Origin of the sequence: Hyphomicrobium sp., from assembly GCF_051860585.1 — a bacterium.
Taxonomy (GTDB): Bacteria; Pseudomonadota; Alphaproteobacteria; order Rhizobiales; family Hyphomicrobiaceae; genus Hyphomicrobium_C.
Genome location: NZ_JBHYDS010000002.1, coordinates 94,748 through 117,784 on the forward strand (window position 1 = coordinate 94,748; position 23,037 = coordinate 117,784).

The window sequence follows — 23,037 nt, forward strand, 5'->3', positions numbered from 1 at the left end:
CTCCTCAGGCAGGTTGCGGGGCGAGGCTGGGATGGACGATCTGACCGTCGCGGGCCACGAGCGTGCCCTTTACGATCTCGTCGTCCCAGTTGATGGCGAACGTCTTGTCCTTCTTGTCGAAGAACAGCTCCAGGAAGGCGTAGAGGTTCTTGGCATAGAGGCTCGACGCGTTGACCGGCACCGATGCAGCCAGGTTGACCGCGCCGACGATCGTGACGCCGCCCACCTCGACCGTCTGGCCGGGCACGGTTGCCTCGCAGTTGCCGCCGCGCTCTGCCGCGAGATCGATGATCACCGCTCCCGGCTTCATGTTGTCGACCATGGCGCGCGTGATGAGACGCGGCGCCGGGCGGCCCGGAATGAGCGCCGTCGTGATCACGATGTCCTGGGTCTTGAGATGGTTGGCGACAAGCTCGGCCTGCTTGGCCTGATACTCGGCCGACATCGGCTTCGCATACCCGGCCGCCGTCTGCGCCTGCTTGAACTCGTCGTCCTCGACCGCGACGAACTTCGCGCCAAGCGACTGAACCTGTTCCTTCGTCGCCGGGCGCACGTCGGTTGCGGTGACGACGCCGCCGAGACGGCGCGCCGTGGCGATCGCCTGCAGTCCCGCGACGCCGACGCCCATGATGAAGATCTTGGCCGCGGGCACAGTGCCGGCAGCCGTCATCATCATCGGCAGCGCCTGGCCGAACAGCGACGCCGCATCGACCACCGCCTTGTAGCCCGCGAGGTTCGCCTGGCTGGACAGAACGTCCATCGACTGCGCGCGGCTGATGCGCGGCATGAATTCCATCGAGAAGAGATTGACGCCCGTGCCGGCGAGCGGCTCGATGCCGGCGCGGTCGTAAGGGTCGAGAATGGCGGCGGCGATGGCGCCCTGCTTAAGCTGCCGCAGTTCGTCCGCCGCCGGGCGGCGGACCTTGAGCAGGATGTCGGCCCCTGCGAGCGCGTCACCGGCCGACCCTGCGATTTCGGCGCCGGCCGCCGTCAGCGCGTCGTCCGAGAAGCGCGAGCGAAGGCCCGCTCCGGACTGGACGCGAACTTTGGCCCCGAGCGCCGTGAATTTTTTGACGGTCTCCGGCGAAACGGCGAAGCGTGGCTCGTCCGGCCCTTCGGCCGTCACTGCTATGGTAACCATCGAAGCATCCCGTGGACAGGCTCGCGTTTAGGCCGGCGCGCCGGCCCGGTGGCATCCTCAACGGCAAGGATGGTGTGCAATCCGGCCGGAAGCGGCGGCGCGGGCCGATGATGGACCGCGCACCGGTTCCGGAACCAGACTGTCGCAGAGACTAGACGAGGAAGAACGCCATGCCAGCGAGCAGCACGACGAGAAACACGATGATGGCTTTCGACCAGCCGAGGAAGTTCGCGTAGGTGCGATTGTGCTCGGCGTAGTCCATGGCCGGATGCCCGCCAGACGTGTTAACCCCCATAGTGTCCTCCAAGTGAGATTGTTGCTTCGTTGCAATGCTTGGTACCGCAAGCGCCGCGGCCCTTCAAGCCTGCCGCGCACCGGCCGAGCGCTCCTTCGGCCACTAGGCCGGGATACGCCGTCCGCGGATCGGTTCAAAAGCCAAATTCTAGGCTCATTCGAATGTCACACCCCAAAACCTCGCAGTAGCCCGACCAAAGGCCAAGGAGCGCCATGATCCCACGCGTCGCTGCCATCCGCGCCCGGTATTGCCGCCTCCCCGGCGGAGCCGCCGCATGGGCCTTGTACGCCCTTGCGATATCGACGCTTCCGGCCGCCGCCCTCGAGCAGTCGGACGCGGAAATGGCCGCTCTCAAGGCCTGCGAGAAGCAGATCTGCACGATGATTCTCGGCAAGCAGCCGAAGGGCGCCGACCTCGCCTGCGGCGTCCAGAAGACGTGGGCCAAGTCCAGCCTAGAAGAGGGCAACAACAAGGGCGTGTCCTGGGGCTTCGGCGACGCGCGCTGTTCGGTGGATCTGAAATTATCCCGGGCCGAAGTCGTCAACGCCCTCACCAAGCCGAAGCACAAGGTGTTCGTTCCGGCCCACGACGTGAAATGCGTGATCGAGCGCGACGGAGCGCTTCAGCCCGTCACGGCGCGCCTCGCACCCAAGCTCGTGTTCAAGAACGGCAAGGCGGAAAAGGTCTGGATCAACCTCGAAAGCATCGAAGGCCCGGCGGACGTGAAATCCACCATCTCGGCCGCCGCCAAGCTCGAGGATTCGATCGGCGTCTTCCATGGGCCGATGATCAAGCAGATCAACAAGTTCATGTATCAGCAGTGCGCCAAGCGCTACGGCCCCGGCGCTGTCGCGCAAGACCCCGCCAAGAAGAAGGCCGACGCCACTAAGAAGCTCGCCGCGAAGAAGTCCGCCGACCCAGCCGCCGTCAAACCTGCGCCCGCCGCGGCAGCGGCCGCTGGCGCCGCGCCGGCCGCGAAGCCGCCCGCTCCCACCGCGAAACCGGCGGCAGAGGCCGCACCGAAAGCGCCTTAGCCGCCGGAGCCTTCAGGCAACAGAAAAAACGCGCCGTCGCTCCAGATGCCGGCCCGGCCGGCGTCATCTTCGGCCGCCAAATCGGCGAGTTCGACAAGGTCGTAGACCAGGCTTCGCGACACCAGCGCTTCGAGCCGTCCGCGAACGCGGACATAGGGCTTGAGACCGTCGTCCGCCGCGCCTGTGCCGAATCGCAGCGGATGCTCGGCCCCGCAGCGCACGACGTCGTCCACATTCGTCCGGAACATCAACACTTGGCCGCGTCCGCTCCCCGTGACTTCGAGTTCAACGGCCACGAACGGCGCATCCTCGACGGCGATGTCGATCTTCTCGGCAGGCGTGACCAGATAATACCGCTCATCCGGATCGCGCCGCAGCACACGCGCGAACAGCTTCACGAGCGCCATGCGGCCGATCGGACTGCCGCGATAGAGCCACCCGCCATCGCGTGCGATGGCGAGCCCGATGTCGCCGCAATGGGGCGGATTCCAAGTTTCGACGGGCGCGGCCCCTCGCGCCTCCGCCTCTTTGAGCAAGTCTGCAAGCTTGTCGATCACGCGCGCGCTTTCGCCGGGAACCGGCATTCCGTGTTGTCGCTGAGAACCTTAGAGCAAACGGCCATCGTCCGGGCAACTTGCGCCTCCAGGTTGGCCCTCGCCCGCGTCAATGGGTATACTGGCCGCTGGAGGGCAATTACGGAGGTTTAACTTGACCGCGCCCCCTGCCAGCCGGTCACAATCAGCCCCATACGCGCCCCCCACATGCGCTAAGCGTCGTCACCGCGCCCCCAGCAACTCGCGATCCGGACAAAAATCTTCATGAGCACCGTGATTCAGACTGACGAAGCCATCGTTCCGCGCTTGGAAGCCGCGGCCGAACGGGTGAAGCGCGCGCACAAAGCCGCCGCCGCCGTCATCTTCGGCCAGGACGTCGTCATCGAACGAACGCTGATCACCATCCTCTCCGGCGGCCACGCGCTACTCATCGGCGTGCCCGGTCTCGCCAAGACGCTGCTCGTCGACACGTTGGGCCGCGTGCTCGGCCTCGACGCCAAGCGCATCCAGTTCACGCCCGACCTCATGCCGTCCGACATCATCGGCTCGGAAGTGCTCGAAGAAACTCCCGGCGAAAGCCGCCGCAGCTTCCGCTTCATCAAGGGTCCGATTTTCACGCAGCTGCTGATGGCCGACGAAATCAACCGCGCCTCGCCCAAGACGCAGTCGGCGCTGTTGCAGGCCATGCAGGAGCATCATGTCACCGTCGCCGGCACGCGCCACGACACACCTCAGCCGTTTCACGTCCTCGCGACCCAGAACCCGCTTGAGCAGGAAGGCACCTATCCGCTTCCCGAAGCGCAGCTCGACCGGTTCCTGTTGGAAATCGACGTCACCTATCCGGATCTCGCCGCCGAGCGCCGCATGCTCTACGCCACCACCGGCAGCGAAGAACGCCACGTCGAATCGGTTCTCAACGCCGGCGAGCTCCTGAGCATCCAGCGCCTCGTGCGCCAGATCCCCGTGCCCGACAAGGTGGTGGAAGCAATCCTGAAACTCGTACGCTCGGCGCGCCCCGGCACCGGCGCCAGCGCCGACACCGATCGCTTCGTCGCCTGGGGCCCCGGCCCGCGCGCCAGCCAGGCCTTGATGCTCGCCGTGCGCGCCAAGGCGCTGATCGACGGCCGCCTCGCGCCCTCCATCGACGACGTCATCGATCTCGCCGAACCCGTCCTCAAACACCGCATGGCGCTGTCGTTCGCGGCCCGCGCCGAAGGCGAGGAGCTTGGACCCTTGATCCTGCGTCTCGCCCACGCGGCGGAGTGACGGGGATGGCAGCACCCCGCGGGGCGCGCCCGGGAAGTTCTGATGACACCGGCGACGGGCGCATCTTCACGCTCGAACGCGACGCGCACAGCGTCGCCGAGCGCCTGCCCGATCTGTTGCTGGAAGCCGATCGCATCGCCCAGACGGTCGCGCACGGCATCCACGGCCGCCGCCGCGCAGGACCGGGCGAAACGTTCTGGCAGTTCCGCACCTATGAATCGCAGGACGCCGCCCAACTCATCGATTGGCGCCGCTCGGCAAGCTCCGACCATCTCTACGTGCGCGAGCGCGAGTGGGAGGCCGCCCATACGCTGTGGCTGTGGCCTGATCTTTCGCCGTCGATGAATTTCAAGAGCCACCTGTCTCAGCTCACAAAGCGTGACCGCGCGCTGATCCTGATGCTGGCCTCGGCCGAGCTTCTGGTCCGCGGCGGCGAGCGCGTCGGCCTGCTCGGCGTGACGCAACCGACATCGAGCCGGCGCGCGTCCACGCGCCTCGCCGAAGCCATCGCCGCCCACAGCGCGACCGCGCAACTGGCCTCCGGACAACCCTCGAAAGAACGTATCAGCCGCTTTTCGAGCGTGATCCTGTTCAGCGACTTTCTCGATCCCGTCGAGAGCATCCGCGAGCACGTCGAGATGCTGGCCGCACGCGGCGCCAACGGTCATCTCGTCCAGATCCTCGACCCCGCCGAGGAAACGCTCCCCTACGAGGGCCGCACCGAATTCCTCGGCCTCGAAGGCGGCGAGAGCTGGATTGCCGACCGCGCCGAAAGCCTGCGCGGCCGCTACCAGGCGCGTCTCAAGGCCCACCGCGAAGAGTTGCAGGCACTCGCCGTGCGTCTCGGCTGGTCGTTCCTCGTCCATCACACCGATCGCCCGGCGACGGAGCCCTTGCTGACGCTGATCATGCGGCTCGAAGGCCGGGAAGGCCATTACCGCTGGCAGACGCCTGCGGCTTCGAAAGAACCGGCCTCCGATGAGCCGCCGCGCCGCCCCGGAGTAAAATCATGAGCTTCGGCGCGTTGGCGTTTCTCAATCCCTGGCTGTTGGCCGCGCTTGGAACGCTGCCGCTGATCTATTGGCTGCTGAAGACGGTTCCCCCGCGCCCGAAGCAGGTCGCGTTCCCGGCGACCCGCATTCTCGTCGGCCTCGAAAACGAAGAGAAGACGCCCGCCAAGACGCCATGGTGGCTGCTCCTGATCCGCCTGCTCGCCGCCGCCCTCGTCATCCTCGCGCTCGCCGAGCCGGTGCTCAATCCCGTTCGCGATCGCGCCCTCACCGGCGCCGGTCCCGTCGTCCTCGTGATCGACAACGGCTGGGCCGCCGCCTCCGGATGGGAACGGCGCACGGCCCTCGCCGAGGAAATCCTGTCCGACGCGCATCGCCAGAACCGCGCCGTCGTCATCGCCGAGACCGCACCGGCAACGAAAGTACGGACCATCAAGCTCGAGGCTCCCGCCGACGCGCGCGCAACCCTCGCCGGAATGGAGCCACGCCCTTACGCTCCGGACCGCAAGGGCACACTCGCGACGTTGAAGGACCAACTGGCCGCGCTCAAGATTGCATCTCCAAACATTCTCTGGCTCGCCGACGGCATCGACCATCGCGGCGACGCGGCGAGCTTTGCCGACGGCCTCGTCGCGTTGGCCGGCGATGGCGGCTTCTCCATCGTCGAGGACACCGGCGGCCACGAACCGTTGGGCCTGACGGCCGGCGTCGGCGCAGACGGCAAGCTCATCGCCAGCGTGGTGCGCACGGGCGGACCGGCGCGCGAGGGCCGCATCGACGCCTTCTCCGCCCGCGGCCAGCGCCTGGGCGAAGCACCCTTCTCGCTTGCCGCCGGAGCCGGCGCGTCCGAGGTGACGTTTGGACTGCCGCTGGAATTGCGCAATCAGGTGACGCGCCTCGAAATCGCGTCCGAGCGGTCCTCGGGCGCCGTCAGCCTGCTCGACGGCCGCTCGCAATGGCAGCGCGTCGGCATGATCTCAGGCGAAAGCCAGGAGCAGTCGCAACCCCTGTTGGCCCCGCTCTATTACCTGGAAAAGGCCGTCCAGCCTTACGCGGAAATCATCCGGCCGAAAGACCACAACCTCGCCAAGGGCGTCGAGGCGGTGTTGAAAGACAAGGCGAGCGTCCTGATGCTGGCCGACATCGGCACGCTCTCCGGCGAAGTGAAGGATCGCGTCCGCGCCTGGGTCGAACGCGGCGGCGTCCTCGTCCGCTTTGCCGGCCCGCGCCTCGAAAGCGGCGGCGACGACTTGCTTCCCGTCGCGCTTCGCATGGGCGGCCGCACGCTTGGCGGCGCGCTGTCGTGGTCGAACCCGCAGCCGCTCGCCGCCTTCGACGACGCGAGCGTGTTCGCCGGCATCCCCGTACCGAAAGACGTGACCGTCAATCGTCAAGTTCTCGCCGATCCCGCGCAGCTCACGCCCGCCATCAAGGTCTGGGCCCGGCTCGCCGATGGCACGCCGCTGGTCACGGCCTCGACCATCGGCGCCGGACAGATCGTGCTCTTCCACGTCACCGCGAATTCGGACTGGTCCAACCTTCCGATTTCGGGCCTGTTCGTCGAGATGCTCCGCCGCGTGACCTCGCTGGGGAGCTTGGCGCCGGTTGGCGCAGCGGAAGGCACCGAAGCGGACACGGCAGCCCCCGAACAGCCCCAGAACGGCACCGTCGAAGCCTTCGCTCCTGTCCAGACGCTGGACGGCTACGGTGTGCTGCGCTCACCCCCGCCGACGGCCGAAGCCATTCCCGCCGCGAAGATCACATCAGCCGAGGCTGGCCTTACGCACCCGCCGGGTTACTATGGGGCTCAGGGAGCGCCGCGCGCGCTGAACGTCCTGGCGGCCAAGGCAACCCTCTCGCCGCTTCCGCCGCGTCCCGCAGGGGCCACCCGTATGCTGTACGACAGCCTCCCATCCACGCCGCTTGCACCCGCCCTGCTGTCGAGCGCGCTTGCGCTCGTGTTCGCCGACATCCTCGCCGTGCTGGCGCTCCTCGGCGTGATGGGTGCCGCGCTGCGCTGGATCAAGCCGCGCACGCCGGCCGCCGCCGCGCTCCTGGCCCTCTCCCTGTCCGCGTCGGCCATGTTCGGCGAGCAGGCCCGCGCCCAGACACCGCCACCCGCACCGGATGCGGCGACGTCCGCGCCCGATGCATCTTCCACCCCGGACGCTCCTGGCGCGCCGCCGAGCGCCGCCGTCGCCCAGCGCGCGACGGAGAACGTGACGCTCGGCTACGTGCTGACCGGCGATCCTGGCGCGGACGCGACAAGCAAGGCGGGCCTGTCCGGCCTGTCGCGCATCCTGGCCGTCCGCACCGCCGTCGAGCCCGGCGAACCGCTGGCCGTCGACATCGTCAAAGACGAGATCGCATTCTTTCCGGTTCTCTACTGGCCCATCCTCGACAGCGCCCGCCCGCTGCCGCAGCCCACGCTGGCCAAGATCGACGCCTACATGAAGCAAGGCGGCATGATCATCTTCGACACCCGCGACTATGGCACCGGCCTGCCGACGGGCTCGGGCTTCGAAGGGCGCAACGGCATGGCGTTGAAGCGCGTGCTCGGCTCCCTCGACGTGCCGCGCCTCGAACCCGTGCCCGAAGATCACGTGCTGACGAAATCGTTCTATCTGCTGCGGTCGTTCCCAGGCCGCTGGGAAGGCGGCCAGCTTTGGGTCGAAGCGGGCGCTGGCGCGGCTGCCGACGGCGATGGGCGCAAGGCCCGGCGCGCCGATGGCGTCACGTCGATCATGATCACATCCAACGACTTCGCGTCCGCCTGGGCGCTCGACGCAAACGGCCGGCCGCTCTACCCCGTCGTGCCCGGCGGCGAAAGCCAGCGCGAGATGGCGCTGCGCACGGGCATCAACATCGTCATGCATGCGCTGACCGGCAACTACAAAGCCGATCAGGTGCACGTCCCCGCGCTGCTCGAGCGCCTCGGACAATGAGACAACTGCAAACGGCCGCGCGGTGCCCCGCGTGGCGGAGTAAGCCATGAACTGGTCGATCGATATTGCGCCGCTGGTGCCCGTGCCCCTGATCTGGGCAGCCGGGCTTGCAGCGCTGGCGCTCGTCGCCGTTCTGATCTTCCGCAAGAGCCGCGGCGCGCTGTGGCGTGGCCTCGCCCTCGCCGCCCTCATCGCCGCCCTGTTGAACCCGACCCTGCGCGAAGAGGAGCGCGAAAGCCTCGCCAACGTCGCCCTCGTCGTCATGGATGAAAGCACCAGCCAAGGCCTCGACAAGCGTCCCGAGCAGAAGGCGGCCATCCGCAAGGATCTTGAGAAACGCCTGGCGGGGATCAAGAACCTCGAGGTGAAGTGGGTCACGGCCGCCAAGCAGGACACCGCCATCGGCCAGGGCACACAGCTCTTCGCCGCGCTTACGCAAGCCCTCACCAGCACGCCACCCGATCGCATCGCTGGCGTCATCCTCGTCACCGACGGGCAAGTCCACGACGTTCCGAAATCGACCGCCGCCCTCGGGTTCGATGCGCCCATCCACACGCTGCTGACCGGCACGCCGGACGAGTTCGACCGCCGCATCGAAACGCTGGAAGCCCCGCGCTACGGCATCGTCGGACAATCGCGCGACATCAAGATCGCCGTCCGCGAGAGCGGCAAATCGATGAGCGCCGGCAGCCCCGCCACGTTGAAGGTGCGCCGCGAAGGACGCCCCGACGAAGTCCGCACCGCCTCAGTCGATCAGCCCGTCACCATCGAGATGCCGTTCCCGCACGCGGGCAACAACATCGTCGAAATCGAGCTGGAAACCGCGCCGGGAGAACTGACACCCGCCAACAACCGCGTCGTGCTCGTCGCCGAAGGCGTCCGCGAGAACCTGCGCGTGCTGCTCGTCTCCGGTGAACCGCACGCCGGCGAGCGCACCTGGCGCAATCTCTTGAAATCCGACGCCGCCGTCGACCTCGTCCACTTCACCATTCTGCGTCCGCCCGAGAAACAGGACGGCACGCCGATCAACCAGCTCTCGCTGATCGCCTTCCCGACCAAGGAACTGTTCTCGGACAAGATCAAGGATTTCGATCTCATCATCTTCGATCGCTATGAGCATCGCGGCATCCTGCAGCTGATCTACTACGACAACATCGCGCGCTACGTCGAAAGCTACGGCGGTGCGGTCCTCGTCGCGGCAGGCGATGACTACGCCGGCATGACGAGCCTCTACCGCACGCCGCTGTCGCCGATCCTGCCGGCGGCACCTACCGGTCGCGTGCTCGAGGAACCGTTCCGCGCCAAGATCACCGAGGAAGGCTTCCGCCATCCCGTGACGCAAGGCCTCGCAGGCGCCAACGCCCTTCAGCCGAACCGCGAAGCAACCTGGGGCCACTGGTTCCGGCAGGCCGAAGTTCGCCCCGATCGCGGCCGCGTCATCATGGAAGGCGCCAAAGATCAGCCGTTGCTCATACTCGACCGCAAGGGCAAGGGCCGCGTCGCGCTCCTCACCTCCGATCACGCCTGGCTCTGGGCGCGCGGCTACGAAGGCGGCGGACCGCATACCGATCTGCTGCGCCGTCTCTCGCACTGGCTGATGAAGGAGCCGGATCTCGAGGAGGAACGCCTGATCGCGTCCGCTCGCGGCCTCAAGCTCACGATCGAGCGCCGCACGCTCGAGGACAAGGTCGCCCCGGTCACGATGTCGGCGCCGGGCGGCGAGCGCTCCGAAGTGACCCTCGAACGCGACCGGCCGGGCGTCTGGAAGACGACGCTCGATGTGAAAATCCCCGGTCTCTACAAGGTCGAAACGGTGGGCACCTCGGGACCGCTGACCGCCGTCGCGCATGCAGGCGTCGAGGATCCCCGCGAGATGAGCGAAGTCGTCGCGACCGAGGCGAAGCTGAAACCCCTGACCGAGCAGACGGGCGGCGGCGTGTTCTGGACCCGCACCGACCGCGCGTCCGCGGGCGACGCCGTCACCGTGCCGCGCGTGAGCCTCATGTCGGGAGCACGCGTGCTTGCCGGCTCCGGCTGGATGGGACTGCGCGACCGCGAGGCATTCGTCACCAAGGGCGTCAAGCTGACGCCGATGTTCACCGGAGGCTTCGCCCTCGCGGTGCTGCTCGCGCTCATGGCGATGGCATGGTGGCGCGAAGGCCGCTGATCTCACCCTCTCCCCGTTTTGCCTTCCTTCAGCCGCTCACCCGAGGAAGCTTGCGTGGGCCCCGACCTGCGTCGGGGTGACGGAGAGTTTACGCAGTCCGTTGTCCTAATATTTCCGTCATGCCGGCGTCATGGCGAAGCCATGCTCCGCATCGACAGCCGGTACCCACGCAAGCTTGCCAAGAGCAGGCCGCTAACATGCTTGGTGCCAGACGCCGCAACGTCTCGCCCGCTGAACCTTGCTTAGGCCCCGACCTACGTCGGGGTGACGTTGAGTTTAGGCACGCCACTGATCTCCCCCTCTCCCCATTCGCCCTTCTCTTGCGAATGGGGAGAGGGTCGGGGTGAGGGGCAGCCGCTTGCGCCGGGCCTAGACCTGCCTGCCGAACGTCACGCCCGCTGAACCTTGCGTAGGCCCCGACCTACGTCGGGGTGACGCAGAGTTTAGGCAGTCCGTTGACCCGAATAAATCCGTCATGCCGGCGAAGGCCGCTGATCTCCCCCTCTCCCCATTCGCCCTTCTCTCGCGAATGGGGAGAGGGTCGGGGTGAGGGGCAGCCGCTTGCGCCGAGTCCAGAACCTGCCCCTCACCGTCATGGCGAAGCCATGCCCCGCATGGACGCGGGGAGGGGTTCAGAGCGGGGGGAGATAGAAAAACTTACGCGTGTTCTTCGGCTTCGCCCCACCCCGCGCTTTCGCGCGACCCTCCCCGTCATGGCGAAGCCATGCTTCGCATGGACGGAGGAGGGCAAAAAACTGCGGATCTGTTTGATCGGCAAATGAGCTAACCCAGCGCGGGCGGCGCGCCGGTGCTCTTCACGATCACCCGGTAACCGACCGCTTCGAGCTGCGCCAGCACCGCTTCGAGATGCGAGCGATCCCGCGTCTCGATGACGAGATTGAGTTCGGTGCCGCGCGCGGGCAGATCGGTGAACACCCGCTGATGATAGACCTCGACGATATTTGCGCCCACGTCGCCGAGCACGCCTGACACGCGCGACAACTCGCCCGGCCGGTCCGGAATGTCGATCGTGAGCCTCGAGAGCCGCCCCTCGCGCGCGAGTTCGCGCGTGAGCACGCTCGCGAGCAGCCTCGGATCGATGTTGCCGCCGGTGAGAACGAGGCCGACCTTGCGGCCGGCCCAGCGCTTGCGGTCGGCCATCAGCGCCGCGAGACCCGCAGCGCCCGCGCCCTCGACAACCGTCTTCTCGATGATGAGCAGCGCAAACGTGGCCCGTTCGAGATCGGTTTCGCTGACGAGCACGATGTCGTCGACGTACTTTTGCACGAGCCGCGCCGGAATGGCGCCGGGATGCACCACCGCGATGCCCTCCGCCAGCGTGTCCCCGCGCGCCGGAAGCTGCGTGCCCTTGATCACGTTGTACATCGACGGATAAAGCGCGGCCTCGACGCCGATGATTTCGATGCTGGGCTTGATCGCCTTGGCCGCGACTGCGATGCCCGCGATCAAACCGCCGCCGCCCACCGGCACGAGGATCACGTCGAGCTCCGGCACCGCTTCGAGCATTTCCACGCCGACCGTGCCCTGCCCGGACACGACCAGCGCATCGTTGTAGGGATGCACGAACACCAGCCCGTGCTCCTCGCCATAGGCGCGGGCAAAGCGCGCCGAATCTTCCAGCGTCGCGCCTTCCAGGATCACGCGCGCGCCCCAGCGCTTCGTATTCTCCGCTTTGACCGCGGGCGTACCCTTCGGCATCACGATCGTCGCCGGAATGCCGAGACGGCCGGCATGATAGGAAACGCCCTGCGCATGATTGCCGGCCGACATCGCGATCACACCGCGCCGCCGCTCGTCGTCGGTCAGCGCCGACAGGCGCACCAGCGCGCCGCGCTCCTTGTAGGACGCCGTGAACTGCAAGTTCTCGAACTTGAGCCAGATCTCCGCTCCAAGTTCGTGGCTGAGCGAGAAGCTCCGGTCGCAAGGCGTTTTGACGACATGCCCCTCGATGATGCGCGCCGCCCGTGCGATGTCGTCGGGCGTCACGGTCGGGAGAACGTCGTCGGTCGTGTCGGCCATTGGATCCTTGCCTTGATGTTGTCCGCGGGGCATTGACTGCGGGAGCAGAGGCGCTGCCTTCAATACAGCAGTGGCGCCGCCTCGATACACCGGATCGCAACTTTAGCAATAGGCTCAGACGCATGGCCAAAGTGGCATGGATCGGCTTGGGCGTCATGGGATACCCCATGGCGGGGCATCTGCGAGCGGCGGGCCATACGCTGGCTGTCTATAACAGGAACGCCGCCAAGGCCGAGGCATGGGTTGCGGCCAATCCTAGCGCCACGCGCCACGCCACGCCCGCCGAAGCCGCGCACGACGCCGACCTCGTGTTTACGTGCGTCGGCAACGACGACGATTTGCGCCAGGTCACAGTCGGACCCGATGGCGCATTCGCCGCCATGAAGCCCGGCGCGATCCTCATTGATCATACGACGGCCTCGGCGGATGCTGCGCGCGAACTTCATGCCGCAGCTCAAGCGCGCGGGCTCGCCTTCATCGATGCTCCCGTCTCCGGCGGCCAGGCCGGCGCGGAGAGCGGCAAGCTCACCGTCATGTGCGGCGGCGACAGCGACGCCTATGCCACGGCGGAACCGGCGATCCGCTGCTTTGCCCGCGCCGTGCGCCTCATGGGACCGGCCGGATCGGGACAGCTCACCAAGATGGTCAACCAGATCGCCATCGCCGGCCTGCTGCAGGGTCTGTCGGAAGCCATCGCCTTTGCCGAGAACGCAGGCCTCGATGTGGCGGCCGTGATCGACACCATTTCGAAGGGAGCCGCGCAATCCTGGCAGATGGAGAACCGCTGGCAGACCATGCACGAGCGGCGCTTCGACTTCGGTTTCGCTGTCGACTGGATGCGCAAGGATCTCGGCATCTGTCTGGCCGAGGCCCAGCGCAACGGCTCGAAGCTGGACGTCGCCACCCTCGTCGATGGCTACTACGGCGAAGTGCAAGGCGGCGGCGGCGGCCGTTGGGATACGTCGAGCCTCATCGCGCGCCTGCCGTCGAACAAGGCTTGAGAACCGCCGCGCAGTCACGAATTCTTCTCAAATCGCCGTCACCAATAACCGGCGCCCTCGCAGGCACGACGACGCCGAACGGATAGGTCAACACCATGCCCATCACGGCCCTCTATGCGTCGCTGCTGGCCTTCCTCTTCCTGCTGCTGTCGGCGCGCGTCATCTCCCAGCGACGCGAAGCCCGGGTCGAGATCGGCCACGGCGAAAGCCGCGAGTTGATGCGCCGCGCCCGCGTCCACGCCAACTTCACCGAGTACGTCCCGATGGCGCTCGTTCTGCTCTTGTGCGCCGAAAGCCTCAAGGCTCCCGCGCTCGCGCTGCATGTGCTTGGCTTGGGGCTCGTGACCGGTCGCGCCGTTCATGCGTACGGATTGTCTCAGAACCCGCACAACTTCCGGCTCCGCGTTCTCGGCATGTGGATGACGCTCGCCACCATCGCGCTCCTGGCGACGCTCTGCTTCGCCCTCGCCGGCCTGGACCTGATCGTCTGAGGCGGCCTGGCGCGCGCGTTACGTCCCGCTTTTGCGCTTGTCGGACGGCGGGCGCGCGAACGTCAGCGGCAGCGCCGTCGTATGCTTGATCTCTTCCATCGCGAAGGCGGACGACACTTTCGCGATCTCCACCTGCGAGATCAGCTTTTTGTAGAACACGTCGTAGGCCGCGATGTCCGGCACGGCGACGCGCAGCAGATAATCGACATCGCCCGACATGCGGTAGAATTCCACGACCTCCGGAAATTCCGCCACCGCGCCATGGAACCGTTCGAGCCACGCCAGGCTGTGCTTGTCCGTCTTGATCGAGATGAAGACGGTGACGCCGGCGTTCACCTTCACCGGGTCGAGTACCGCGACGCGACGTTGAATGACACCCAGCTCCTCGAGTTTCTGGATCCGCCGCCAGCACGGCGTCGTCGAAAGCCCCACTTCCTTGCCGATCTCGGCGACGGGGCGCGTGCAATCCTGCTGCAGGATGGCGAGAATCTTGACGTCCATTTCGTCGAGCATGTACGACCGGCCGGAGTGGATGAATTTTCTACCTTTTGCGCCGATGCAAGATCATTTTTTCGCGTGCCGCGGTCAAGCGATTTGTTGCGCGCAATTTTTAACCCTTCTAGAGCAGTCCCCGCACCTCCCGCTGCAGAGTCGGCACCAGTTCGGCGTCGAACCAGCTGTTGCGGGTCAGCCAGGCGTTGTTTCGCCAGGACGGATGCGGCAGCGGAAAGAAGCGCGGCGACCCCGGGCGGGCCAGCACACGCTCGTAATTCCGCACCGTCTCCGCGAGCGGTCCCGCCTCGCGGCCGAGGTGCCACTTCTGCGCATAAAGACCAACGAGCAACACCAGTTCGAGTTGCGGCAGCAGTGAGAACAGCCGGGGTCGCCAGTGCGGCGCGCATTCCCGGCGCGGGGGCAGGTCGCCTCCGGCGCGGTCCTGCCCAGGGAAGCAGAAGCCCATCGGCAGCACCGCGATCCGCGCCTCGTCGTAGAATTCCTGTTCGCTGACCCCCATCCAGGCGCGCAGCCGCAGCCCGGACGCATCGCTAAACGGAACGCCCGACGCGTGCACCCTCGTGCCCGGCGCCTGGCCGACGATGGCCAACCGCGCCGTCGCGCTCACGCGCAGCACCGGTCGCGGATCATGCGCCAACGGCGGCCCGATGGGATTTTCGATGCACAAACGGCAGCGGCGAATGTCGCCCACCAGCTTGGAAAGCGCGCGTGTCACGTCTCGCCTCGATTGCGACGTCGATCCCTCAGATATCGAACTCGAGGCCGTCGTGTGCAATGGAAACGCGCTCATGCCGCATCGCGTTCTGGTTGGCGAGCGCTTCCGGCCCGAGGTGGGTCAGCAGGATGTGCTTCGCCTCAAGCCGCGGCAGGTTGGCTTTAATGGTCCGCCAATTGAGGTGGAAGCGCGCCTCGCGCTCGAACGCAAAGCATTCGCAGATGAAGAGGTCGGTTCCCTGCGAAAGCGGCACGAGGTTCTCGACCCACTCCGTATCGCCCGAGAACGCCAAGGTTTTGCCGTCCACGTCGAACCGCAGCCCATACGAGGTCGCGCCGGACGGATGACTAACGACGAACGGCTTGACCGTCACGCCGCCCTCCGAAAGCGGCACATAATCTTCGTAGGTGCGAAACACGAGGGGAAACGGCCGGTTGCACGCGGACGTGCCCGGGAACAGCGCCTCGGTCGCGGTGACATACCGCTCCTCGATGCCAGCCGGCCCGACAACGGTGAGGGGCGCTTCCCGCTTCGCCACGTGCACCGCGTGGATCATCCACCAGATCAGGCCGGAGAAGTGGTCGCCATGCAAATGGCTGACGAAAATCGTCGAAATAGAATTCGGATCAAGGCCTTGCCGCTCTAGCCCGATGAGCGCCGTCGCCCCGCAATCGATCAGAAACGCGCCGGATGCATGAGCGACATGAAAGCAGGTTTGGAGGCGTCCGCCAGAACCGAACGCATCGCTCGAGCCGATGATCGAAAGTTTCATGCCCGCTCCCGGACGCGCCACTGCCAGTTAATCGTCCACCATGCAGCCTAGTCCGTCCCCGCGCCTGTTCCCAAGGGAACAGACGCCGCGGTTGCCCGGGCATCGCGGTAAACGCAACGTTAGCGAATTCTGAGGGACAGTAGCGGCGGGCAGGCCCACGCCTAACACTCCCGAACCGCTCGCGACAAGTTTTCAGTTGCCGTGCGCGGATGATGGAGGTCGGCTGGTGTGGCCCGCACGGCGGGAGCATGGATAAAGAAACGCGTTCTCAGATACTTGCCGAACTCCGGAGCCGTCACGCCGCGCGCAAGCGCGCCGATGAGGACGTGAAAGCCGCGCGCGATCGCCTGACGCGGGGAACCGAGATCAAGCCCGAGTTCGAATACGAGCTGATGGGCCTGTTTGCGCGCAACGAGTTGAGCGCCGCCGTCACGATCTGGGCCTTGGCCGCAATTTTTTCGCTCGCCTCGATGTTTTGGGCGCCTTGGGCCGAGGGCTGCCTCTGGCTGATCCTCGTCATCGTGTCGAAAGTCGCGCTGCTGGAGCTGTGCCGCCGTTACGTCGCCCACGCGCGCCCCGACAGCGACCTCCGCCGCTGGCGGCGCATGTTCATTCTCGCCGAGCTGTTCTGCGGCATCGTCTGGGCGGGCTTTGCGCTTGTCGGCATCGGCGAGACATCGGCTACGTTCGAAACGGCAGTCTTCTCGTCGCACGTTTTCATCTTCGCCTCGCTGATCGTCCTGCTCGCCGTGCGCATGACGTTCACGTCGCCGATGATGAGCCTGCTCTACGTCGGCACCATCCCGATGACGTTGGCCGTATCGGCGCGCCTCATCATGCTGCAGGAGCCCTTCTATTACGCGCTCGCGACGATGGCCGTGGGTGTGCACATCTACTTCGTGTTTCTCGCCAAGGGCCTCCAGCAAACCACTCTGCAGATGCTGGCCTTCCGCGCCCAAAAGGACATCCTGATCGCCGAACTCGATGAGGAGCGGCTCGTCAGCGAAGAAGCACGCCGCCGCGCCGAGGCCGGCAGCAAGGCGAAATCGCGTTTCCTCGCCACCATGAGCCACGAGCTTCGCACGCCGTTGAACGCCATTCTCGGCTTCTCGGAAGTGATGAAGGACGAGATGTTCGGTCCGCACACGACGCCCGTCTATCGCGAGTACGCCAAGGACGTCTTCGACAGCGGCCGCCACCTCCTCCAGCTCATCAACGAGATCCTGGATCTCTCCCGCATCGAGGCCGGCCGTTACGACCTTGTCGAGGAGCGCGCGCACTTGGGCGACATCGCCCAGGATTGCCAGCGCCTCCTGATGCTGCGTTCCAACGCCAAAGGGCTCACCGTCACGCTGGCGATCGCGGCCGATCTTCCGCAGGTCTGGATCGACGTGCGCGCCATGCGCCAGATCTGCCTCAACCTGCTGTCGAACGCGATCAAGTTCACGCCGAAAGGCGGCAGCGTCGTCATCACCGTCGCGCCGACCGCCGATGGCGGGCAGTTCCTCGCCGTGCGCGATACGGGGCCAGGCATTCCCGAGGACGAGATCCCGCGCGTTATGCAGGCGTTCGGCCAGGGCTCGCTGGCCCATGAGGCGGCTGAAGGCGGCACCGGCCTCGGCCTGCCAATCGTCAAAAGCCTGATCGAGCTGCACGGCGGCGCATTCGATCTCGCCTCCGAACTGCGCAAAGGCACCGAAGTGCGCGTCACGCTGCCGCCGAAGCGCGTACTGGCCAGCGTCTCCCCGCTGCAGCCTTTGGGCGCCGAGCGCCATCGGCAGGCGACCCCGCCGCCGACGCGTCAGCCGCGCCTCCGCATGACCGCGCCGCACGGCGGAGCGGGCGCGCCACCGCCGCCGTCGCGGCCCCCGCGCGTCGCATAATGCGGCCCCCGCGCGTGGCATAGTGCTTGGGTCCCGCGGGTGGCCTAGTGGCGCCTCCACGCAGAGCCTGAGCCTGTTTTGCCGCGGACCGGCGCGTTGAGGGAGCCGCCCGGACCTCCTAGATTGCCGTCTGCTCCTGACCATGACCCACGACACCGAGAAGAAGATGGAATCGCCCTGCATCGCCATTTGCGTCATCAGCCTTTCTGACGGCCTGTGCGAAGGGTGCCGCCGATCTCGCCATGAGATCGCCCGGTGGTCCTCCTACAGCGACAGTGAACGGCGCGCGATCATGCAGGAATTGAAAACGCGCGGCCCGCCAACCCGCACAACACGGTAGCAATGCTCGCCATCCTCCTCGCCATCCTCGTCGGACTGGTCGTGCTCTTCTGGACCCTCAGCGGAGATCCGGGTGAACTGTCCGCCGTCGCGAGCGAGCATGCGGGCTACATCGTCGGCGTCCTGGCCTTGGGCGGGCTCTACCTCGCCACCTTGAGCGGCGACTACCAGGGTCGCGCCCGCGACGCGGTGCGCCACGCCGTCGTCTGGATCGGCATCGCCCTGGCCCTCGTCGTCGCCTACACCTATCGCGAGGACCTGAAGACCGTCGTCACCCGCGTCGCCGGCGAAGTTCTGCCGCCCGGGCATTCGATCCTGATCGAAACGACGCCGACTGGCGAGCAGGCCGTCCGCCTCCGCCGCCAGGACAACGGCCATTTCGTCGCCCGCGCCGCGGCCAACGGCGCCAGCATATCGATGCTGGTCGACACGGGAGCCTCGACCGTCGTCCTGACCCCCACCGACGCCGAGCGCGCCGGGATCGACACAGCCTCCCTCTCCTTCACCACCCCCGTCTCGACCGCCAACGGCACCACGTTCGCCGCGCCCGTGCGCCTCAAATCCGTCTCGGTCGGCCCCCTCGAGGTCCGCGACGTCGAGGCCCTTGTGGCCAAACCGGGCGCCCTCAGCGAGAACCTGCTCGGTATGAGTTTCTTAAAGCGTTTGCGCTCCTATGAGTTTTCCGGCGACTTCCTGACGTTGCGCGGCTGACGCCTTCGGCGCGCCTTCCGACAGTCAAAAGCCCGCCAGAACTGGTCTTACAGGGCCGCCCGAAGGCGGACCCAGCGTGGAGCGTTGCGTTCATGGCCCTTTCGTCCGGTACGCGGTCGTTGTTCGGCGAGCTTGCAAGCTGGGGGGCCGCCGCCGCCATCCTCATCGTCGGTGTCGTCCACTACGACACGCTGCGCGGCGGCCTCAACGAAGCCCTCGGCATCGCGGATCTGCCCGCCACGTCCGAACCTCAATCCGCGAACGCCCTCGTCGAAAGCACCAGCACCCCCGTCTCACACAGCGGCCGCGAGGAACTGCGCGCCCAGCAGGACGGCCACTACTACGCCCGCGCCGAGGTTAACGGCCGCCTCCTCGACGTGATGGTCGACACCGGCGCCTCGATGGTTGCATTGACCTACGAGGACGCCGAGCGCGCCGGCCTCAACCTCAAGCCGTCCGATTTCACCGGCCGCGTCAGCACCGCCAACGGCACGGCCGCCGTCGCCCCCGTCATGCTTGACCGCGTCAGCATCGGCCACGTCCAGGTCCGCAACGTCCGTGCAGCGGTCTGCGAGCGCGGCAAGCTCGAAAAGACCCTCTTGGGCATGAGCTTCCTGTCCCGCCTGGAACGGGTGGACATCAACCAGGGCCGCCTGACCTTGATCGAGTAACCTTGATCGCGTGACGCCAACCGAACGACGCGGCCTCTGAACATTTTCACGCCCGATACGTTGTAGCTCGGCCGCCCGGGGCGTCTTGGGCGGGGTGTCTTTGGGCGGACGTCATGATCGTGCATAATAAGCGACGCAGACGGACATCACTGTGCGAAGCACCGAATTGACTGCGCGCCGCACTGGATTTTGCCGTATTCCCGCCTCATGAGCCGCACGTGGCGCCCTCGCACGTCTTCCCGCCCACGCCACCGGATTCCGCACATTTAAAAGGCCCCTGAATGTTTCCCAAACCCCGCGCCGATCTCGTCCCCAACTCCGCCGATTTCGAACGCCTGCCGCTGGTAAAGCCGACCGGCTTCCGCGAGTACGACGCGCGCTGGCTGTTCCCGCAAGAGATCAACCTGATGGGGCTCAACGCAATCGGCCTCGGGCTCGCGGTCCTGTTCGACGAACGCGGCGTGAAAAAGCGCATCGTCGTCGGCCACGACTATCGCTGGTATTCGGGCTCAGTGAAGCAGGCGCTCATCAACGGCCTTCTCGCCGGCGGCTTCGAAGTGCACGACATCGGCCTCGCTCTCTCGCCGATGGCCTACTTCGCCCAGTTCGAGCTCGAAGTCGAAGGCGTCGCCATGGTGACGGCGTCCCACAACGATAACGGCTGGACCGGCATCAAGATGGGCCTTTCGCGTCCCCTCACCTTTGGCCCCGACGAGATGGGCCGATTGAAGGAGATCGTGCTCTCGGGCGACTTCAAAACGGGCACAGCCGGCCGCTATATCTTTGTGCCCGATCTCGCCGAACGCTACATGCAGGACCTCGCCAAGCGCCCGCGCTTCAAGCGCAAGATGAAGGTGGTCGCCGCGTGCGGCAATGGAACGGCGGGCGCCTTCGCCCCGCAGGTGCTCGAAGCCGTCGGCCTCGAGGTCGTGCCGCTCGATGCGGATCTGGATCACAGCTTCCCGCGCTACAATCCCAACCCCGAAGACATGAAGATGCTGCACGCCATCGCCGACGCGGTGGTGAAGCACGGCGCCGATGTCGGGCTCGGCTTCGATGGCGACGGCGACCGCTGCGGTGTGGTCGACAACGAGGGCCACGAGATCTTCGCCGATACGGTCGGCGTCATGCTCGCCCGCGACCTCGCGACCCAATTCAAGAACCCGGTCTTCGTCGCCGACGTCAAGTCGACCGGCCTGTTCATGACCGACCCTGTTCTGCAGGCGTCGGGCGCGAAGGCGCTCTACTGGAAGACCGGCCACTCGTACATGAAGCGCTATACCTTCGAGCAGAAGGCGCTCGCGGGTTTCGAAAAGAGCGGGCACTTCTTCTTCCAGCCGCCGCTCGGACGCGGTTACGACGACGGCCTCGTGGCGGCGCTGGCGGTCTGCGACATGCTCGAACGCGCCGAAGGAAAAACCATCGCCGACCTGCGTCGCGCGCTGCCGAAGACCTACCAGTCGCCCACCATGTCGCCGCATTGCGACGACGAGAAGAAATACGGCGTCGTCGACAAGGTCGTCGCCGACTACGAGGGCATCGCCAAGAACGGCGGCACGATTGCGGGCCAGACGATCCGCGACCTCGTCACGGTCAATGGCGTGCGCGTCACGCTCGCGGATGGCACGTGGGGCCTCGTCCGCGCCTCGTCGAACAAGCCTGAGCTGGTGATCGTCGTCGAAAGCCCGGTCTCGGAAGAAAACAAGATCGCCATGTTCCGCGATATCGAAGCCCGCCTCGCCAAATTCCCGGAGGTCGGCGAATACAATCAGAAAATCTGAGCCGGCTCCAACTCTCTTCCCACCCATCGACTGAGACGGGTTCAACTCAGACGGGTTCGGCCGCTGGAATTGAGAAAATTTTAGACGCCGATTTAAGATTCCATCCACCGGCCGCGCTGAAATCGCGTCTGCCCGTTGCACCCGTTAAACGAACGCACGCATCTCCTTGGCCATGATCGCGGCTTCGGCAGGGAGCGCGTGCGATGACGTTGGGGAAACAGACGAAATCTCAGACGCAGGGCTTCGGCAGGCGCTCCGTCACGGCGCCGGCCAAGGCATCCGCCAAGGCCTCCGAACGCCCGGCTCCGCAGCGTCAGCCCACGGTCTCCGCCAGGCCGGAGCAGCGAACGCACGATGCGCTCGGCCAGACCGCCAAGTCCGTCGGCGAGCAGGTGAGCACGTCCGCATCGCGCGGCAAAGCCTACCTCAAGGCTTGCCTCGCTGGCACGACGGCCTTCATCGCCGTGCTCTTCATGCTGACAGGCGTGGACAACCGCGTCTTCGAGGCCGGGCCGATGCTCATCGTCCTCGCCGTCCCGGTTCTGCCGACTCTCGCGCTCATCCTGTACATTCCGACGGTAGTGCTGTCCGATGTCGCCCGCCTGCTGTCGGTTCCGCGCGGCTGGGCGGATCTCGCAATCGGTTTCCTGCTTGGCGCGGGTCTCGGCGTCGGCATCGCCACCACCAGCCCTGATGAAAAATCGATGATCATGGCCATCGCAACCACGGCCGGCGGCCTCATGGGCGGCTTCGCGTTCTGGCGCGCCCAGGGCTATCCCGGCACGTCGTCCGGCACGGCCGCGGCGCTCGACCTGACTTACGAGAAGCTGACGTAGATCACAGCGTCGAGATGAACAGCCGCGTCGCGACCAGCGCCAGAAACGCCGCGAAGGCGAGTTCGAGCGCGCGCCGCGAAATGCCGTGCGCCACGCGCACACCGAATGGCGCCGCAAACACGCTCGCCGGAATGATGATCGCCGCGCCGATCAAGCTGACGAAGCCGAGGCTCACCGGCGGCAGCTCAGGATTTCCCCACCCGGCCCAGATGTAGCCGATCAGCCCCGGCACCGCGATCAGCGGCCCGAACCCGCTCGACGTTGCGACGGCGCGCAGGATCGGCCATCCGCACAGCGTAAACAGCGTGACGAGGAACATGCCGCCGCCAATGCTCATCAGCGTCGAGACGAGGCCGATCGCGAACGCCGCAAACCGGATCAGCGCGTTGTTGGGCACGGCATCAGCGATGCGCCAATCCTCGCGCCCCAGCGCCATCTTCACGGCGAGCAGGCTGCCGCACACGATCCACACCCACTTGAGAGCGCCGCCGCTGACGCTCGACACAAGCGCGACGCCCGCCAGCACGCCCGCGACCACGAACGGCGCCAGCCGCCGCACCACCGCCGTGTCCACCGATCCCTTCGCGAGATGGGCCCGAAACGACGAAATCGCCGTCGGCACGATGACGGCGAACGACGTGCCGAGCACCATGTGCATGCGGATGTCGTCCGGCACGTGGAGAAACGTGAAAACCTCATAGAGGATCGGCACGAGAATGCCGCCGCCGCCGATCCCGAGCAGACCCGCGAGAAACCCCGTGGCGAGGCCGCCCGCGAGCAGCGCGATCACGAGCCAGAAAAGCGCGCCGTCGGTGAGATCGAAGACCGTGAGATCGAAGACCACGAGATCAAGGACCATCGGAGCGGAC

At 66.4% G+C, this 23,037-nt stretch carries 21 protein-coding genes; 13 read left to right on the forward strand and 8 right to left on the reverse strand.

Annotated features, from left to right (window positions below):
• Positions 1 to 4 precede the first annotated feature (4 nt).
• Positions 5 to 1,141: a Re/Si-specific NAD(P)(+) transhydrogenase subunit alpha gene (locus ACTIFK_RS03340; protein ID WP_439541632.1), complete on the reverse strand. Its 1,137-nt coding sequence runs from the start codon at positions 1,139 to 1,141 to the stop codon at positions 5 to 7.
• A 151-nt stretch (positions 1,142 to 1,292) separates the two neighbouring features.
• Positions 1,293 to 1,436: an aa3-type cytochrome c oxidase subunit IV gene (locus ACTIFK_RS03345; RefSeq protein ID WP_439541633.1), complete on the reverse strand. Its 144-nt coding sequence runs from the start codon at positions 1,434 to 1,436 to the stop codon at positions 1,293 to 1,295.
• A gap of 212 nt (positions 1,437 to 1,648) precedes the next feature.
• Here ACTIFK_RS03345 and ACTIFK_RS03350 point away from each other — a divergent pair, with 212 nt between their 5' ends.
• On the forward strand, positions 1,649 to 2,470 hold the full coding sequence (locus ACTIFK_RS03350; protein WP_439541634.1) for a hypothetical protein: 822 nt from the start codon (positions 1,649 to 1,651) through the stop codon (positions 2,468 to 2,470).
• On the opposite strand, the gene ACTIFK_RS03355 is transcribed toward ACTIFK_RS03350, so the two are convergent.
• On the reverse strand, positions 2,467 to 3,054 hold the full coding sequence (locus ACTIFK_RS03355; RefSeq protein WP_439541635.1) for a DUF1285 domain-containing protein: 588 nt from the start codon (positions 3,052 to 3,054) through the stop codon (positions 2,467 to 2,469). The two genes, ACTIFK_RS03350 and ACTIFK_RS03355, sit on opposite strands and share 4 nt — an antisense overlap.
• 234 nt (positions 3,055 to 3,288) lie before the next feature.
• On the opposite strand from ACTIFK_RS03355, the gene ACTIFK_RS03360 reads away from it, so the two are divergent.
• Genes ACTIFK_RS03360 through ACTIFK_RS03375 form a run of 4 tightly spaced genes read left to right on the forward strand, consistent with a single transcriptional unit; the run spans position 3,289 to position 10,412 of the window.
• Positions 3,289 to 4,290, forward strand: coding sequence for an AAA family ATPase (locus ACTIFK_RS03360; RefSeq protein ID WP_439541636.1), 1,002 nt, complete (start codon positions 3,289 to 3,291; stop codon positions 4,288 to 4,290).
• 5 nt (positions 4,291 to 4,295) lie between these two features.
• On the forward strand, positions 4,296 to 5,303 hold the full coding sequence (locus tag ACTIFK_RS03365; protein ID WP_439541637.1) for a DUF58 domain-containing protein: 1,008 nt from the start codon (positions 4,296 to 4,298) through the stop codon (positions 5,301 to 5,303).
• The gene (locus ACTIFK_RS03370) at positions 5,300 to 8,245 is read left to right on the forward strand and encodes a DUF4159 domain-containing protein (protein WP_439541638.1); all 2,946 of its coding nucleotides are present in this window, start codon (positions 5,300 to 5,302) and stop codon (positions 8,243 to 8,245) included. The genes ACTIFK_RS03365 and ACTIFK_RS03370 overlap by 4 nt, the downstream gene beginning before the upstream one ends.
• A gap of 46 nt (positions 8,246 to 8,291) precedes the next feature.
• A complete protein-coding gene (locus tag ACTIFK_RS03375; protein WP_439541639.1) occupies positions 8,292 to 10,412 on the forward strand; it encodes a hypothetical protein in 2,121 nt (706 codons plus the stop codon).
• Between the two features lie 783 nt (positions 10,413 to 11,195).
• Here ACTIFK_RS03375 and ACTIFK_RS03380 read toward each other — a convergent pair.
• Positions 11,196 to 12,452: a threonine ammonia-lyase gene (locus ACTIFK_RS03380; protein WP_439541640.1), complete on the reverse strand. Its 1,257-nt coding sequence runs from the start codon at positions 12,450 to 12,452 to the stop codon at positions 11,196 to 11,198.
• A gap of 62 nt (positions 12,453 to 12,514) precedes the next feature.
• Between ACTIFK_RS03380 and ACTIFK_RS03385 the strand changes: the two genes are divergently transcribed.
• Both ACTIFK_RS03385 and ACTIFK_RS03390 read left to right on the forward strand, forming a co-directional pair.
• Positions 12,515 to 13,453, forward strand: a complete 939-nt coding sequence (locus tag ACTIFK_RS03385) for an NAD(P)-dependent oxidoreductase (RefSeq protein ID WP_439542065.1) — start codon at positions 12,515 to 12,517, stop codon at positions 13,451 to 13,453.
• A 95-nt stretch (positions 13,454 to 13,548) separates the two neighbouring features.
• Positions 13,549 to 13,944 carry an MAPEG family protein gene (locus ACTIFK_RS03390; protein ID WP_439541641.1) on the forward strand — a complete coding sequence of 132 codons (396 nt, stop codon included), beginning with the start codon at positions 13,549 to 13,551 and terminating at the stop codon, positions 13,942 to 13,944.
• A gap of 18 nt (positions 13,945 to 13,962) precedes the next feature.
• On the opposite strand, the gene ACTIFK_RS03395 is transcribed toward ACTIFK_RS03390, so the two are convergent.
• The 3 genes from ACTIFK_RS03395 to ACTIFK_RS03405 all read right to left on the reverse strand — a co-directional run bounded on the left by ACTIFK_RS03395 (position 13,963) and on the right by ACTIFK_RS03405 (position 15,947).
• A complete protein-coding gene (locus tag ACTIFK_RS03395) occupies positions 13,963 to 14,457 on the reverse strand; it encodes an Lrp/AsnC family transcriptional regulator (protein WP_439541642.1) in 495 nt (164 codons plus the stop codon).
• Between the two features lie 106 nt (positions 14,458 to 14,563).
• A complete protein-coding gene (locus ACTIFK_RS03400) occupies positions 14,564 to 15,175 on the reverse strand; it encodes a uracil-DNA glycosylase family protein (protein WP_439541643.1) in 612 nt (203 codons plus the stop codon).
• A gap of 28 nt (positions 15,176 to 15,203) precedes the next feature.
• Positions 15,204 to 15,947 (reverse strand): MBL fold metallo-hydrolase, encoded by a 744-nt coding sequence (locus ACTIFK_RS03405; protein WP_439541644.1) that lies wholly within the window; start codon positions 15,945 to 15,947, stop codon positions 15,204 to 15,206.
• Between the two features lie 248 nt (positions 15,948 to 16,195).
• On the opposite strand from ACTIFK_RS03405, the gene ACTIFK_RS03410 reads away from it, so the two are divergent.
• The 6 genes from ACTIFK_RS03410 to ACTIFK_RS03435 all read left to right on the forward strand — a co-directional run bounded on the left by ACTIFK_RS03410 (position 16,196) and on the right by ACTIFK_RS03435 (position 22,168).
• A complete protein-coding gene (locus ACTIFK_RS03410; protein WP_439541645.1) occupies positions 16,196 to 17,830 on the forward strand; it encodes a sensor histidine kinase in 1,635 nt (544 codons plus the stop codon).
• A 166-nt stretch (positions 17,831 to 17,996) separates the two neighbouring features.
• Positions 17,997 to 18,170: a DUF1289 domain-containing protein gene (locus ACTIFK_RS03415; RefSeq protein ID WP_439542066.1), complete on the forward strand. Its 174-nt coding sequence runs from the start codon at positions 17,997 to 17,999 to the stop codon at positions 18,168 to 18,170.
• Positions 18,171 to 18,172: 2 nt separating this feature from the next.
• Positions 18,173 to 18,880 (forward strand): retropepsin-like aspartic protease family protein, encoded by a 708-nt coding sequence (locus ACTIFK_RS03420; protein ID WP_439541646.1) that lies wholly within the window; start codon positions 18,173 to 18,175, stop codon positions 18,878 to 18,880.
• Between the two features lie 92 nt (positions 18,881 to 18,972).
• Positions 18,973 to 19,551 carry a retropepsin-like aspartic protease family protein gene (locus ACTIFK_RS03425; protein ID WP_439541647.1) on the forward strand — a complete coding sequence of 193 codons (579 nt, stop codon included), beginning with the start codon at positions 18,973 to 18,975 and terminating at the stop codon, positions 19,549 to 19,551.
• A 281-nt stretch (positions 19,552 to 19,832) separates the two neighbouring features.
• A complete protein-coding gene (locus ACTIFK_RS03430; RefSeq protein WP_439541648.1) occupies positions 19,833 to 21,332 on the forward strand; it encodes a phosphomannomutase/phosphoglucomutase in 1,500 nt (499 codons plus the stop codon).
• A gap of 203 nt (positions 21,333 to 21,535) precedes the next feature.
• Positions 21,536 to 22,168, forward strand: coding sequence for a hypothetical protein (locus tag ACTIFK_RS03435; protein ID WP_439541649.1), 633 nt, complete (start codon positions 21,536 to 21,538; stop codon positions 22,166 to 22,168).
• A 1-nt stretch (position 22,169) separates the two neighbouring features.
• Here the strand turns inward: ACTIFK_RS03435 and ACTIFK_RS03440 are convergent, their stop codons facing one another.
• A complete protein-coding gene (locus ACTIFK_RS03440) occupies positions 22,170 to 23,027 on the reverse strand; it encodes a sulfite exporter TauE/SafE family protein (RefSeq protein WP_439541650.1) in 858 nt (285 codons plus the stop codon).
• Positions 23,028 to 23,037 lie beyond the last annotated feature (10 nt).

Coding starts and splice junctions, on each gene's coding strand:
- ACTIFK_RS03425 (WP_439541647.1), top strand. CDS start 18,973: ATGGCCCTTTCGTCCGGTACGCGGTCGTTGTTCGGCGAGCTTGCAAGC.
- ACTIFK_RS03345 (WP_439541633.1), bottom strand. CDS start 1,436: ATGGGGGTTAACACGTCTGGCGGGCATCCGGCCATGGACTACGCCGAG.
- ACTIFK_RS03420 (WP_439541646.1), top strand. CDS start 18,173: ATGCTCGCCATCCTCCTCGCCATCCTCGTCGGACTGGTCGTGCTCTTC.
- ACTIFK_RS03405 (WP_439541644.1), bottom strand. CDS start 15,947: ATGAAACTTTCGATCATCGGCTCGAGCGATGCGTTCGGTTCTGGCGGA.
- ACTIFK_RS03370 (WP_439541638.1), top strand. CDS start 5,300: ATGAGCTTCGGCGCGTTGGCGTTTCTCAATCCCTGGCTGTTGGCCGCG.
- ACTIFK_RS03435 (WP_439541649.1), top strand. CDS start 21,536: ATGACGTTGGGGAAACAGACGAAATCTCAGACGCAGGGCTTCGGCAGG.
- ACTIFK_RS03350 (WP_439541634.1), top strand. CDS start 1,649: ATGATCCCACGCGTCGCTGCCATCCGCGCCCGGTATTGCCGCCTCCCC.
- ACTIFK_RS03415 (WP_439542066.1), top strand. CDS start 17,997: ATGGAATCGCCCTGCATCGCCATTTGCGTCATCAGCCTTTCTGACGGC.
- ACTIFK_RS03340 (WP_439541632.1), bottom strand. CDS start 1,141: ATGGTTACCATAGCAGTGACGGCCGAAGGGCCGGACGAGCCACGCTTC.
- ACTIFK_RS03430 (WP_439541648.1), top strand. CDS start 19,833: ATGTTTCCCAAACCCCGCGCCGATCTCGTCCCCAACTCCGCCGATTTC.
- ACTIFK_RS03440 (WP_439541650.1), bottom strand. CDS start 23,027: ATGGTCCTTGATCTCGTGGTCTTCGATCTCACGGTCTTCGATCTCACC.
- ACTIFK_RS03360 (WP_439541636.1), top strand. CDS start 3,289: ATGAGCACCGTGATTCAGACTGACGAAGCCATCGTTCCGCGCTTGGAA.
- ACTIFK_RS03375 (WP_439541639.1), top strand. CDS start 8,292: ATGAACTGGTCGATCGATATTGCGCCGCTGGTGCCCGTGCCCCTGATC.
- ACTIFK_RS03355 (WP_439541635.1), bottom strand. CDS start 3,054: ATGCCGGTTCCCGGCGAAAGCGCGCGCGTGATCGACAAGCTTGCAGAC.
- ACTIFK_RS03395 (WP_439541642.1), bottom strand. CDS start 14,457: ATGCTCGACGAAATGGACGTCAAGATTCTCGCCATCCTGCAGCAGGAT.
- ACTIFK_RS03380 (WP_439541640.1), bottom strand. CDS start 12,452: ATGGCCGACACGACCGACGACGTTCTCCCGACCGTGACGCCCGACGAC.
- ACTIFK_RS03365 (WP_439541637.1), top strand. CDS start 4,296: ATGGCAGCACCCCGCGGGGCGCGCCCGGGAAGTTCTGATGACACCGGC.
- ACTIFK_RS03410 (WP_439541645.1), top strand. CDS start 16,196: ATGGATAAAGAAACGCGTTCTCAGATACTTGCCGAACTCCGGAGCCGT.
- ACTIFK_RS03390 (WP_439541641.1), top strand. CDS start 13,549: ATGCCCATCACGGCCCTCTATGCGTCGCTGCTGGCCTTCCTCTTCCTG.